The sequence below is a fragment of the Devosia sp. MC521 genome (assembly GCF_014127105.1).
Classification (GTDB): Bacteria; Pseudomonadota; Alphaproteobacteria; order Rhizobiales; family Devosiaceae; genus Devosia.
In genome coordinates this window covers 1,093,967-1,107,377 of the sequence record NZ_CP059902.1, presented here as the reverse complement: position 1 = coordinate 1,107,377, position 13,411 = coordinate 1,093,967, and the positions used below count along the sequence as shown (strand labels likewise).

The following is a 13,411-nucleotide window of genomic DNA, read 5'->3' as shown; positions in this document are numbered from 1 at the left end:
CATGACCAACCCAATTCCCGTATCGAGCGAACCGCAGATCATTCCCTCCAACGACGGCTTTACCAGCGCCGTACAGGAATGGGCTCTGCCTTTGGATGAGAACTACCTCGCTGAGTTCATCCAATACGTCTTCAAAACCTACTGGGATCAGGTCAACTTCGGTCCACTGATCGAAGGCGCGTCCTATGAGATGACGTGTGCGACGGCCCCGTCCTACTTCGATTTATCGAATGGGTTTTTAACCATCGCTTGCGGCACGCAGCACTTCCATATTTGTGTGGGCACCGGTGGCTGGCCCGTCGGCGAAACGCGCCCAGCCCGGTTGCCCGGGAAAGCCGTCATTTTCCGTCGCCTCGACATGAAAGGCGCACCGCTCACTTGGGGCTTCGATCTCATCAACAGTGCCGGCACTCCGATGCTGACCATCCACTTCGCCAACCCGCACGCTGACTTAGGCGACAAGCTGCTCAAACCAGCGCGCTGGGAAAATCTGGCCATGTGGCGCGACATTGCTCAGCGTTACCTCGGCCGCGATCCGGAAGCATTCGATGAAACCGGAGAGGGCTACCAAGACATGATGATGGATGCATCGTGATGGAGACGACGCAGACCATCCTCAATGGCTCTCGGGGACTAAAAGCTTCGACCACAGAGCGTTTCTTGGAAAAGGCTGAGGAGTTTTATCTTCAGCCTAGCCTTGTTGTCCGCGACATCGGCGCGACTTGGTCCAATTTGGATGGTTGGATCACTCAACAACAGCTGAGCGACGCCAACGACGGCCCCTTGCCGACCATGCTTGAGGAGCTGCAACACAAAGGATTTGGGCGCAGTCGCAAGGGAGCCGCTGCCTCGCTTCTGCTGCGCACGGGCTGGGCGGCAGGCCTTCCCGTCGCCGCCCACCTTCTGAGCCAGTCGACGATTTCCTACCATCGGTTTGCGCTCAAATTCTCATCCAGCACATTACTGCAATCAGTAGGTGTTGAAGGGCTCGAAGTCGACGACAGCCTTTCAGGGGAAGTGGAAGCGCGTCGCGCAGCAGTTGCTAAACAATTGCTCATGATGAGCGCTGACACGGTTGAAGCGCTCCACCGCTGGTCGAACTATTCCTACAAGGCTCTCTGGTCGATGGTCTCGTCGTCTTGGGCCGCGCAAATTTATGGAATGTGCGAAGCGCTGGGCCAGGAAGAGCGCGCGCAACAGGAAGCGGACGAAATTATTCGCCTCACAGGCATTCCGACCAGTGCACGGCCAAAACTCTATTCAGTCAAATCAGACGGCCAAAACCGGGTGTGCCAGCGCCGTGCGGCGTGCTGCCTCTACTACAAATCCGAAAAGAACAATTTCTGCGCCAGCTGCCCGCTGGTCCCAGAACTCGAACGCCTCCAGCGCAATGCCGACTGGGTCTCCCAGCGCGCTATTTGATGAGAAGTCCTATGTTTAAGCTCAATATGACGCTGCTTTCGGCTACAGCAATAGCCTCGCTGCTCACTTTCGGCACGGCGAATGCGCAAGAAACCTTGCTTGGACCTGTCGTGGTATCTGCAGGCCTCACCCCCGTTGCCGCCAACGAGGTCGGTCGATCTTATACGCTGATCAATTCCGACACGATCAATCGCGCCAAGGTCCCTTATGTTGCGGACCTCCTCAAACAGGTGCCAGGGCTTTCTGTTTCGACGTCAGGCTCGGCTGGCGCAAACACCCAAGTGCGTATGCGTGGCGCTGAAGGCAACCACGTCTTGGTGCTGATAGACGGCGTGCCGGTCAGTGAAACATCCACCGGCGAGTTTGACTTCGGTCGCCTGCAAGTTTCAAACATTGAAAGCGTCGAAATTTTGCGCGGCCCACAAAGCGCGTTCTGGGGCTCGAATGCCATGGCTGGTGTCATCAACATCATCACCAAGGCGGGCAGCAGAGATGGCATTCGCACCACTCTTGCGACTGAATTTGGCACTGACGGCACCAAAATGGGTAACGCTCAAGTGACGTTCGGCCAGGATAATTTTGATATCACCAGCGCGCTAAGCGCACGCCATACCGATGGCTTTAACGTGTCGTCTTTTGGCAATGAACTGGACGGCGCCAGCCACATCGATGCCAACATCCGCTTCAATGCCAATGTGAGCCAAAACCTGCGGGTCGACGGTAACTTACGATATGGTAGTGTTCACGCGGACCTCGATAGTGAGGATTGGACTTCCGGCAGCGCAACCTATGGCAAGCTGATTGATACATACGACACAACCCGCACCGAAGAGTTTCTTGCAGCTCTGGGCTATAACTGGGAAAGCGATGATGGCGCGTTTTTCCACGGCGGGCGCTTTAGCGGAACCAAGGTAGATCGCGAGACTTTTGACACCAATGGCGTGAAAAACGGGGCTCATACCGGTAGCCGGTATAAGAGCTCGTTCCAACTCGGCCACAAGTTCAATACCCCGGACTTTGCTGACGCAGAACACACCCTTACTCTCGGCTACGACCTTGTCGCCGAGACTTTTAAGCGCTTACCGCCAAACGCTCTCGATGAACAGAAACGCAATACCCAATCCATCGTGGGTGAATACCGAGGTCGCTTTGCAGATCAATTGAATCTGACCGCAGCTGTACGGCACGATATCAACGACCAGTTTGCCAACGTGACGACCTACAGCCTCTCCGGCTCTTGGGAAATTCCGAATTCAGACACGACGCTGCACGCATCGCTCGGCACCGGCTCGACCAACCCGACCTTTGTTGAGCAGTTTGGCTACAATCCGAGTTCATTCGTCGGGAACGCTAACCTCAAGCCAGAAACAAGTATTGGCTGGGACATCGGTGTGAGCCAGTCACTGCTTGATGGTCTGATCACCCTAGACGCAACTTACTTCAACCAGAACCTCGAAAACGAGATTAAGTCGGTTGGCTGGTCGCCAGCGACAGTCGAGAATGATACTGGGCTCAGCACGCGCCAAGGTGTCGAGCTGACGGCGGCTCTAGACTTCTTCAACGGCTTCACGGCGTCAGGCTCCTATACTTATACCGACTCGCGCGATGGCTCTGGCGTTACCGAAATCCGCCGCCCAAAGCATTCGGGCGTTATCAATCTCGCCTATGATTTCGAAGAAATCCCGCTGCGTTTGAATACAGACCTCATGCTGGTCGGCGAGGCCGACGACACCGATTTTGCGACCAGCACGAATGTAAAGCTCCCTGGCTACGCGCTGCTCAACGCAGGCATCAACTATGAAGTGAGCGAGAACGTCGAAGTGTACGCGCGCGTACAGAACCTCCTCAATGTCTCGTACCAGAATGTACTCGGCTACAATAACGCCGGGCGCACATTCTACGTCGGCGCAAAGGCAAGCTTTTAAGCCATGGAAATCAAAGCTCAGCTTATAAAGTGGTGCGTGTTCCCAGTGAGCTTTCTTGCTGGGAACGCGGTTCAGGCGCAAGACCAAGGCACCTTACCCACGCCACTGCCTCATGACCTCTCCGTCATGGGCATGTTTGAGCAAGCCGATTTGGTGGTCAAATCCGTTATGCTCTTGCTGCTCGCCTTCGCAATTGTCGCCTGGGTCATTTGGCTTGCCAAATGGTTCGAACTGATCGCTTGCCGCCGCGCGCTCAAAATAAGCCGAAAAGCACTCAACAATGTTTCGTCGCTCACCGAAGCCGCGGCTCTCGAAACCGGCAGCAAGACCCATATCGCCCTACTGCTCGCGGCGGGCGAGCAGGAAGTTCGCCTCTCCGACATGCATGCGCTCGCAATAGGCAGTGAAGGGCTCAAGGAGCGCGTGCATTCGCGCCTTGCCCGCTTGCAGAGCGGCATTGGTCGCAAGCTGCAACGCAGCGTCGGGCTTCTGGCGACAATTGGTTCTACGGCGCCCTTCATCGGCCTTTTCGGTACCGTGTGGGGCATTATGAATGCCTTCATCGGCATTGCCGAAACACAAACCACCAACCTTGCGGTCGTAGCGCCAGGTATTGCCGAGGCACTTCTGGCCACTGCACTCGGCCTCGTCGCCGCAATCCCCGCTGTTGTGTTTTACAACGGTCTCTCGCGTGGCATCGCCAACTATAAGCAAAACCTCACGGACACCGCCGCATTCATCGAGCGCCTCGTGTCGCGCGATCGCGACATGATGCTGTCTGAAGCGCTCACACGCGAGGGGCATTCATAAGTGGCCGGGGGTCTTCGCAACAGTTTTGACGATAACGACGGCATCGAAGAAGTCGGAGAGATCAACGTCACGCCGTTTATCGACGTCATGTTGGTCCTGCTCATTATTTTCATGGTGGCCGCCCCAATGGCAACGGTGGATGCACCCGTCGACCTTCCTAAACTCAACAGCCAGAGCCAACCGACGACCGACAAACCAGTTTATGTCTCGCTTCAGCTCGACAAGACCCTGCTTGTTGGCGAACAGCCTGTCGACAAGACAATGTTGAAAGCGGCGCTTGATCTGGCGACGGAAAACGACAGCGAAAAACGCATTTTAATCCGTGCGGACCGCTCAATCCCCTATGGCGATGTGATCGTGGTCATGAACCATCTGCGCGCAAGCGGTTACAATCGCGTCGCACTCGTCGGTCTGGATGGAGCCAGCACGGCGCCATGAAACGCTCGCCACACGCCATTGATCCGACCGCACAGTTTGACGCGGCAGAACTTCTGCGTTGGGTCGCTGCGGGTCTATTGGTATTCGGAGGAGGCGCTGCGGGGTTTGTTGCTGTGGAGCGCATGCCAAGCTCAAACCGTGGCATCATCGCCGAAGAGATCTCCAGCATTGAAGTTGTGTTTGAAACAGCCGAACTCACTTCGCCCATTATCGAACCCGCTCTTGAGCCACATACTTTGCAGGAACCGGTTTCGGAAACGGAACCAGAGCCAGAGCCAGAGCCAGAGCCAGAGCCAGAGCCAGAGCCAGAGCCAGAGCCAGAGCCAGAGCCAGAGCCAGAGCCAGAGCCAGAGCCAGAGCCAGAGCCAGAGCCAGAGCCAGAGCCAGAGCCAGAGCCAGAGCCAGAGCAATTGGGGCCCCTATCTGCAAGTGCTGATGTGCCTGAAGAAGAAGATCTTCCGCCTGAAGATCCCATCACATCTGAGCCTGTCGCCGAGCCGATACCAGAGCCAAAACTGGTGGACGTCGCTATGCCCGTCATGCGCCCGCCAGATTTGGTGGCACCCAAACCGCCGCGCCCGGAACGGGACGTGCCGAAAAGTGCTGCGCAAACCACAGCGCCGCGAACGACTTCTGCGGTCGCGCCCGCCCGTGCTCCCGTCGCTGCAATGCCAACAGCCTCGCAGGAAGCAAACTGGCAGGGGCGACTGGTCACACATCTCAACAGGAAAAAGACTTATCCTCGTGAGGCACAAAGATCGCGTCAGGAAGGTACTGTGGTTATGCGCTTCACGATTGACGCAAACGGCCGATTGGTCAGCGCGACCATCGCTCAAAGCTCAGGCTTTGCAGCGTTAGATGAGGCAGCCGTGGCCCTCGTTCAGAAGGCCTCACCCTACCCTGCCCCACCAGAAGGTCTTAGCGCTGATAAGATGGCGCTGCGCGTGCCCATTACCTATGGACTTCGTTAGGCACAGAAAGACCGCCTTGCTTGCACGAAACGTGCAGGAGAGCTCGATCACCACCTGCCAAAGTGCCTCGGTTGCTCGGAAGTGCGGCCAGGAGGGGACAATGCGAACGATTTTACGCGGCGGAATAGCGATTACTGCCTTTGCAGGCCTGTCTGTACCAGCCTTTGCGCATCATGCCCTCGGCGGTGAACTGCCCCTTGGATTTGCTGAAGGATTTATTTCGGGCCTTGCACATCCTGTCATTGAGATGAGCCACTTCGCTTTCGTCATCGCGGTCGGCATTTTGACCGCTGTTGCGCAAGGCACACTTTTGCTCCCGATCTGGTTTGTTGCCGGCACAATCGCGGCCTGTCTCCTCAATGCCGTCGGCCTTGAGGTTTCCTCGGCAACTTGGCTCGTCCCAATGAGCGCACTGGTGCTCGGCTTATTCATGGCCTCGGGCAAAGGCGACAACGGCCGCTGGCACCATGTCGTCTTCCTCGTCTCAGGCCTTTTGCACGGACTTGCCTATTCGCAGTCAATCATCGGTAGCGAAAACAACTCTCTCGTCGGCTACCTTATGGGCTTCGGCATCACGCAAACGCTCATAGCCGTCGGCGCAATGTTCGCAGCCTATTGGTTCTGGCATGGAGATCGGCTCTACGCGAACGCACGCGTTGTTGGTGGTGTATTGACCGGGATCGGCGTCACGGCGCTTTACCAGACCCAGATCTCTATGCTGTTTGCGACTGCCTAGGCGCATACCGGAGAGGTGGCGCTTTGCGACTGAGCAAACAAAGCAATTATGCGATCCGAGCGCTGATCTACTGCGCCGCAAACCCCAATGGTTTGAGCCGAATTCGAGACATCGGCGACGCCTTTGGCGTCTCCGAAATGTTCTTATTCAAGATCCTTGTCCCCATCGGCCGCAGTGGACTGCTTACCACTGTACGCGGGCGCAATGGCGGTGTGCGCTTGGGCGCTGCTGCTGATCAAATCACGGTAATGGACGTTCTTCGCGTAACTGAGGAAGATTTTGACCTCAGCGAATGCGTACGAGAACGCTGCGCGCACTGTCCTCTCACCACCCATTGCCGCTATGAAACTGCAATCAGTGATGCTCTTCGCGCCTTCACCAAGGTTCTTGAAAGCTACACAATCGCAGATCTGGTCGCAGACCGAGACGCTGTCGTCAAAACGCTCGGCTTAACGGAGCCCAGCAAGCAAGACCGCGTGACTTGGACAACAGATAATTTAGCTGCGCGTACGTGAAACGCTGCATGTTTCGGGCAACAGGGCTTTCAAACATGCAGGAACCAAGGGCGTCACACGCCTAACAATATAGAAATCCTAACGTGAGGGCGAAATGATGCGGTCCATCATTCTGGCAACAATTGCATCCACCAGCATGGCGTCAGCCGCCTATGCTGAAGACCCGGCGCGCATTATTTCAATACGCCAAGGCCTGATGCAACAAACCGCTTTTCTGTCCGCCCTTGCCCGTTCAACTGCTGATCTGGACGACGAGAGTAAGATCACCGAGCTCTATGAAATGGGCATGGCAACGGCGCAGTCGCTAGAAGCATTCGAGGTCATGTTCCAGGAAAATACTAACCTGCTGGGTGGTGCAGCACCTATCGAAAGAGTGACGACAACCGCTGCGGCCGCAGTTTGGGACGACATCGAAGCCTTTCGTGCGCTTGTGCAAGACAGCGCCCAAAAGGCCCGAGCAGCTGCAGTAAGCACCGATGTCGCTGCCTTCGCCAAGGCCTGGAAGTCTGTTGAAGCAACTTGCGCATCCTGTCACGAAGCCTTTGTTTTCTATGATCCTTTCGCTGCATTCTGAGGGCAAAACGGCATAACTGCCGAAAACCTGCAGAAAACGTGCAGGATTTAGCGATGCACTCTGGCCAGTGTTTCTTCCAAAGAATGCGAACAGCATCTGGGAGAGAGGCCTATGGGGAAGCATGCCCATTCGGACCATGATCACCACGATCATGGTCATCAACATCATCACGGCGCTCATAACCATGGGCATGACCACCATCATGACCATCATGGGCATGATCATCACGGCCACAGTCACGACCATGACCACGATCACCATCATGATCACGACGGTCATCATCACTCCCACGCCTTTGGTCCGACCGAGCTCTTTCGCATCGGACTAACAGGCCTATGCGCACTGGCAGTTTGGCTTCAACTGCCTGACCACGTCTATCTCGATATCGGCGGCCAGATATTCCTGTCGTTCTCTTGGTACGCTCTGATCGGTTTGGCTATCGGCGGGCTCCCGCTCTTTGAAGAAGCTTGGGCAAGCCTCAAACGTCGCCGCATGACCATGGAACTGTCCATGTGCATCGCTGTGGTGGCGGCCGCATATACCGGCTACTTCCTTGTCGCGCTGATGATCACTTTCTTCGTGCTCATCGCAGAAGTACTCGAAGGCATGACACTGGAACGCGGCCGCAAGGCTATCCGTGACCTCATGGCCTTGCTGCCAAGCGAAGTGCAGCTGCGTCGCGACGGCCAAGTCATAACCGCCTCGATCGACGACATCGAAACCGGATCGGTTGTTGTGGTGGCCCCTGGAGCCCGCGTTCCTGTCGATGGACCGGTCATCTCGGGCAATTCCTTCATTGATGAATCCCGCATCACCGGCGAGTCCATGCCGGTCGAGAAAATGCCGGGCCACTTCGTCTATGCCGGCACAATTAACCAATCAGGCGCTCTAGAAGTTCGCGCTGAACGCATCGGTCGCGCCACCAGCTACGGCCAAATTCTTGAGACCGTGGAGGAGGCCGAGCGCTCGCGTGCGCCCGTACAGCGCCTCGCCGATCAACTCGCAGGCTATATCGTCTACGTGGCCCTCGGCTTTGCGGCTTTTGAATACTGGATTACCCAAGGCAATATCAGCGCAACCATCTCGGTCATCGTTGTTGCTGGTGCCTGTGGCGTTGCAGCAGGCACGCCACTCGCCATCCTTGGTGGCATTGGTCGCGCCGCGCAGAATGGCGCGATCATTAAGGGCGGTATCCACCTCGAAACATTGGGCAAGTTCGATACGGTCGTCCTCGACAAGACTGGAACCCTGACGTTCGGCAAACCCGAAGTTACCAAGGTCCTCCCACACAATGGCGCCAACCTTGAAGACATATTGCGCGCCGCCAGCACAGCTGAAGCACTTTCCGAGCACCCGCTTGGCAAGGCCATCATCAGCTACTCGGCCGAACGCAATATTGTGCCGGGAAATGCAAGTGAGTTCCATTATGAACCAGGCCTCGGCATTTCGGCACGCGACGCCCAAGGCCTAATTCTGGTGGGCAATGCCAAATGGCTTGCCGCCAACAATATCGCCCTCGACATTGCGGAGGACGAGTACGTCGCCTCCCGCATTTACATTGCACGCGAAAACACCCTCATCGGGCAAATCCTAGTCGAAGACCAAATCCGCCCAGAAGCGCGTCGGGCAATCGACAAGCTGCGCTCGATGAACATCGATGTTCAACTCCTGACTGGCGACACTGCACCAGTCGCTCGTCAGGTTGCGTCCGAACTGGGTATCGATGCTGTGGAAGCTGGCCTCCTGCCGAGCGATAAGCTCAAGCGTATTCAAGCTATCAAGCAGTCAGGTCGTGTCGTAGCCATGGTTGGTGACGGCGTAAATGACGCCCCTGCCCTTGCGACCGCGTCTGTTGGCATCGCAATGGGTTCAGGAACAGAGGTGGCTCGAGAAAAAGCGGACATCGTTCTGCTTGGCAATGACTTGATGCGCTTTGCCGAAACGGTTCATGTTGCCCGCCGCACGCGCCGCATCATCTGGTTCAACTTCGCCGGCACTGTGCTGGTCGACATTTTGGGCATTGCCGCCGCCATGTTGGGCTGGATCGGCCCCGTAGAAGCTTCGCTCATCCACACAGGCTCTGAGCTTGCATTCATCCTCAACTCCGCGCGCCTCGTTCCGCGCCAAACGATGCTCAAGGGCATCGAGACGGCCAAGACGGGCATCGCCACCTGGCTACCAGCACGCCAGAACTAAACTCCCCTCCCCGACGCTCCAACGCCCGCCGCAACACCAGTGGCGGGCGTACCTTTTTGTGCCTCCCGCCCAAAAGAAAAAGGCCGACAGGCAAGCCTGTCAGCCAAAGTGATCACCAAGAAGCGCCGAGGAGAAGCTCGTGGTGTATTGCAACCACATTGGCCCAGACTTGGAATTTAAACCTGCATAAATGAGCAGGTTTTCTGGCATAAACCTGACGGAATTGGCAGGTTTAAATTTGGTTCATTTTGAGCATCCGGCGGGCCTCCTCCAGCGTCACGTCACACCCATGCAAAGCTCTTGGCGCCCGATCAGAGAGGGCGACCAGCGTCTCAGCCACCAGGGGAGCTGGAGTGAGCGTGTCGCGCGCAACGGCGCTAATTGCTCCCCGACTGGATGCGCGAATTTCCGCCTGCATATCGGTATCGACCATGCCGGGGCTAAGAGCGGCAATAAAAGCCTTTTTCCCAAATTCTAGCGCCAGCGCTTTCGTCAACATGGAAAGCCCGGCCTTGCTCACGCAATATGCACTCCAGCCTTCCACTGCATGGCGAGCAGCGCCGCTTGAAAGCAAAATTATCCGCGGATCTGGCGACAAAAGCGGTAAAGCGTGCCTAACGGCGCGTGCAGCACCGAGCAGATTGGCGTGTATGATCCTCTCCCAATCATACTCGGAAATGTCCGAGAACAACGCGAGAGGTTCGATAGTCCCGGCGTTGTAAATGAGCGTGCGAATGCTCCCTGCAAATCCAACTGTTTGCCGGTAGGCCTCGTGAATACTGGCAGGCTCTTCCGCATCCACCCGCACAGCGAGCGCGCAATGCCCCGCCAGAGTGAGCTCTGTGACAACTCCCTCGACAGCCTTAGGGTTTCGGCATCCAAAAACAGTGGGGTGGCCTAGGCGCGCCGATTGGACCCCAGTGGCCAGTCCAATTCCACGACTAGCGCCCAATACAAAAACGGCACCGGAAGATCCGGTGCCGTTTTCATTCGCCATTGAGGAATTAGTCAACTTTTCTCAAACCGAAACTATGAACGAGGCGCTTGTGAGCAGGAACATGATCCCCGCTCCCACGGGTCCTTGGTTCGCCATCGGCGAGGCTGATGATCAGCGATTTCTTCACGCCAAACACAGCGTCGCTGGTGAGATACTTGTCACCGTCGATAAAAAGGTGCGTGACGAGCGTTTCGAAACCGTCCTTCCCAATCATGAAGTGGATGTGCGCTGGTCGGTATGGGTGACGCGAGGTCGCCTTGAGCATATCGCCAACTGGACCATCATCTGGAATTGGGTAGAACGTCGGCACAATCGACCAGAACGTAAAGCGACCGTCAGCATCGGTGCGGAAGCGGGCACGCAGATTTTCAATCTGACCGGGCTTCTGCACATCGTAGTAGCCGTCATCATCCGACTGCCAAACGTCGACCCAAGCATCGGATAGTGGCAGACCATCAGCAAGGACTTGGCACTCGGCATACATTGGAACGCCTGGGGTACCCTTGGCGATATCTGAACCGTGTGCGGACTCCGCTAGTGGCGGCACATAGAATGGGCCAAGAACGGTGGTCTCAGTAGCCCCATCTGCATCTGGGTGGTTCACGGCGTCGACGAACATCGACAGGCCGAGCGTATCCGAGAGCAGAATGAATTCCTGCCGCTTGTCGTCACACATCTGACCAACGCGGCTCAGAAACTGGATACCGACCATCCATTCGTCAAAGCTCAGTTGCGTGTCCTCAGCAAACGCATGCAAGTGCTTGACTAGGGACTCCAAAACTTCACGAAGACGAGGATTTTCTGTTTCGGCGAAGCTGGCGATCACCTGTTCGGTGATCGCTGCAAGTACGGGATTAGATGAGATCATTTGGACCGATCCTCCTTATCGGCAATAAAGAGCGTCCTGCGGGTTGGAAACAGGTGAATACCCGTGCGTAGGGAGAAATTACCCCAGATCCCCTTTGGAGCGAGCAGCATAACGGCGATACCGAGTGCGCCCAGAACCAAGAGATACCACGGGCCGAACCCAGACATTGCATTGCGCAAAAGGACGAAAAGAATGGCTCCGATGATCGGCCCTTCAATGGTGGCGAGACCACCAATCACCACGATGAAGATGATGTAGGCCGTCCAATCGAGCAGCGAAAAGGCAGCATCAGGCGAAATACGCGAGGCCTGCAGGAAGTAAATCGCCCCAACCAGGCCCGCACCGAACGCCGCAAAAACGTAAACTGCAAACTTGATACGCGTGGTCGTCACACCAATGCTCTGCGCTGCCACTTCACCGTCTTTGATAGCGCGTAGAGCTAGACCGATGCGCGAGCGCAGCAAGTAATAGCTCCCAGCGACCACAAGGGCGATGGTGAACAGTGCGGCCCAATAGATGATGATTTCGCGTGCTGCGGCAGAACGAACACCAAAGAGTTCAGCCACAAAATCCATACCGAACATGTTGCCTGTGGCCGAGCGTGGCAGCGACGTACCCGTACCGCCCCCCAGCTCGCGCCATTGCGCCAGTACAAGGCGGAACACTTCGGCGACGACCCAGGTGACAACAGCAAAGTAAGCACCTTGCATGCGGAAGACGAGCGTACCGACCGGAACCGACAAAAGCGCAACGACGAGCGCGGCCGTGGGAATTGCCAGCAAGGGATCAACGCCACCGATGATGATTAGCGCGAAAAGCGCATAACCACCCAAACCCACAAAAGCTTGCTGACCCACGGAAATCAGGCCTGCGTAGCCTGCCATAAGGTTCCAGCACAGCGCCAGTGAAGCGAGTAGGAACACAAGGATCATATCCTGCAGCATAGAGCGTGAGACAATTGCCGGAGCAAAGATCAGTGCGACCAATGCGATCAAGGCAACGATCATGAATATACGCGAGGTCTTAGTCGCGACGTTAACAGTGTAGCGCGACGCGTCGATTGAGGGGCGTGACGCATTAGATTGAATATCGGTCATGATCTTACTGCTTCGGGAACAGGCCACGGGGACGCAGAATGATGAAGACGAGGAACACGAGGTGGCCCGCCAAGATCTGCCATTCAGGGTTGATACGGGCGCCAATAGCCTGCGAGACACCTAGGATCACGCCACCAGCCAATGTCCCCCAAAGACTGCCCAAGCCACCGATAACAACAGCTTCGAAGGCAAACAGGAGACGAGCAGGACCAACGCTTGGATCGAAGTTCGAGCGTATGCCCATAAAGAACGCCGCGATGGTTAGAACGACAAAGGAGATACCCATTGCCACTGCGAAGACGACACGCGGGTTCACGCCCATCAGCTGGACGACTTCGGTGGAGTCAGAGGTGGCACGCAGACGACGGCCCAGCGCCGTGCCGTAGAATATATAGCTCAAAACACCCAAAACCGCGACGGCAACAGCAAATGTCAGAAGTGGGATGACACCGAGGTTCAGGCCCAAAATGTTGACGGACTGCGTCTCGATAGCACCTAGAGACAGCTTGCGACTATCCGCACTGAACGCCACGAGAAGGCCGTTCTGAACCAAGATTTGCAGACCGAACGTGACGAGCAATGGCAGAAGAATATCGTCGCCAAGGGTCCGGTTCAGAAGAAAGCGCTGCAAAGCCCAACCGAGCGCGAAAGCGAACGGCAGCAGGATCAGAAGCGCAACAGGCAGTGGCAAGCCCAGAGCCGTCACCATTGCCAAAAGCACGAATGCGGCCAGAACGATCAGATCGCCGTGGGCGAGATTGATCAGGCGCATCACGCCGAAAATCAACGAGAGGCCGGCTGCATAGAGAGCATATAGCCCCCCGAGCAAAATGCCCTGCACGATTGTGTTGACGTAATCCAT

At 56.3% G+C, this 13,411-nt stretch carries 15 protein-coding genes; 11 read left to right on the top strand and 4 right to left on the bottom strand.

What is annotated here, in order from left to right; all coding sequences use genetic code 11:
• Window position 1 precedes the first annotated feature (1 nt).
• The 11 genes from H4N61_RS05245 to H4N61_RS05200 all read left to right on the top strand — a co-directional run bounded on the left by H4N61_RS05245 (window position 2) and on the right by H4N61_RS05200 (window position 9,587).
• Window positions 2–595, top strand: coding sequence for a hypothetical protein (locus H4N61_RS05245; RefSeq protein WP_182395282.1), 594 nt, complete (start codon window positions 2–4; stop codon window positions 593–595).
• On the top strand, window positions 595–1,422 hold the full coding sequence (locus tag H4N61_RS05240; protein WP_182395280.1) for a (2Fe-2S)-binding protein: 828 nt from the start codon (window positions 595–597) through the stop codon (window positions 1,420–1,422). Before H4N61_RS05245 ends, H4N61_RS05240 begins: the two co-directional genes overlap by 1 nt.
• A gap of 11 nt (window positions 1,423–1,433) precedes the next feature.
• Complete coding sequence (locus tag H4N61_RS05235) at window positions 1,434–3,347, top strand: TonB-dependent receptor (protein WP_182395279.1); 1,914 nt, start codon at window positions 1,434–1,436, stop codon at window positions 3,345–3,347.
• Between the two features lie 45 nt (window positions 3,348–3,392).
• The gene (exbB, locus tag H4N61_RS05230) at window positions 3,393–4,157 is read left to right on the top strand and encodes a tonB-system energizer ExbB (RefSeq protein WP_182395278.1); all 765 of its coding nucleotides are present in this window, start codon (window positions 3,393–3,395) and stop codon (window positions 4,155–4,157) included.
• Window positions 4,158–4,595 (top strand): TonB system transport protein ExbD, encoded by a 438-nt coding sequence (gene exbD, locus H4N61_RS05225; protein ID WP_182395277.1) that lies wholly within the window; start codon window positions 4,158–4,160, stop codon window positions 4,593–4,595.
• Entirely contained in the window at window positions 4,592–5,566 is a 975-nt protein-coding gene (locus tag H4N61_RS05220) for an energy transducer TonB (RefSeq protein ID WP_182395276.1), read from the top strand. The genes exbD and H4N61_RS05220 overlap by 4 nt, the downstream gene beginning before the upstream one ends.
• Before the next feature lie 100 nt (window positions 5,567–5,666).
• Window positions 5,667–6,302 (top strand): HupE/UreJ family protein, encoded by a 636-nt coding sequence (locus tag H4N61_RS05215; RefSeq protein WP_182395275.1) that lies wholly within the window; start codon window positions 5,667–5,669, stop codon window positions 6,300–6,302.
• A 23-nt stretch (window positions 6,303–6,325) separates the two neighbouring features.
• Complete coding sequence (locus H4N61_RS05210) at window positions 6,326–6,817, top strand: Rrf2 family transcriptional regulator (protein WP_182395274.1); 492 nt, start codon at window positions 6,326–6,328, stop codon at window positions 6,815–6,817.
• Between the two features lie 136 nt (window positions 6,818–6,953).
• Window positions 6,954–7,391, top strand: a complete 438-nt coding sequence (locus tag H4N61_RS05205; protein WP_182395273.1) for a cytochrome c — start codon at window positions 6,954–6,956, stop codon at window positions 7,389–7,391.
• 121 nt (window positions 7,392–7,512) lie between these two features.
• Window positions 7,513–7,719: a hypothetical protein gene (locus H4N61_RS18265; protein WP_199368559.1), complete on the top strand. Its 207-nt coding sequence runs from the start codon at window positions 7,513–7,515 to the stop codon at window positions 7,717–7,719.
• Window positions 7,710–9,587, top strand: a complete 1,878-nt coding sequence (locus H4N61_RS05200) for a cation-translocating P-type ATPase (RefSeq protein WP_199368557.1) — start codon at window positions 7,710–7,712, stop codon at window positions 9,585–9,587. The genes H4N61_RS18265 and H4N61_RS05200 overlap by 10 nt, the downstream gene beginning before the upstream one ends.
• Before the next feature lie 232 nt (window positions 9,588–9,819).
• Here H4N61_RS05200 and H4N61_RS05195 read toward each other — a convergent pair whose 3' ends face one another.
• From H4N61_RS05195 to H4N61_RS05180, 4 genes are all read right to left on the bottom strand, one after another.
• Window positions 9,820–10,584 carry an SDR family NAD(P)-dependent oxidoreductase gene (locus H4N61_RS05195; protein WP_182395271.1) on the bottom strand — a complete coding sequence of 255 codons (765 nt, stop codon included), beginning with the start codon at window positions 10,582–10,584 and terminating at the stop codon, window positions 9,820–9,822.
• A 7-nt stretch (window positions 10,585–10,591) separates the two neighbouring features.
• Complete coding sequence (locus tag H4N61_RS05190) at window positions 10,592–11,452, bottom strand: intradiol ring-cleavage dioxygenase (RefSeq protein WP_182395270.1); 861 nt, start codon at window positions 11,450–11,452, stop codon at window positions 10,592–10,594.
• Window positions 11,449–12,459, bottom strand: coding sequence for a branched-chain amino acid ABC transporter permease (locus H4N61_RS05185; RefSeq protein WP_182395945.1), 1,011 nt, complete (start codon window positions 12,457–12,459; stop codon window positions 11,449–11,451). Before H4N61_RS05185 ends, H4N61_RS05190 begins: the two co-directional genes overlap by 4 nt.
• 94 nt (window positions 12,460–12,553) lie before the next feature.
• Window positions 12,554–13,411 (bottom strand): branched-chain amino acid ABC transporter permease, encoded by an 858-nt coding sequence (locus H4N61_RS05180; protein ID WP_182395268.1) that lies wholly within the window; start codon window positions 13,409–13,411, stop codon window positions 12,554–12,556.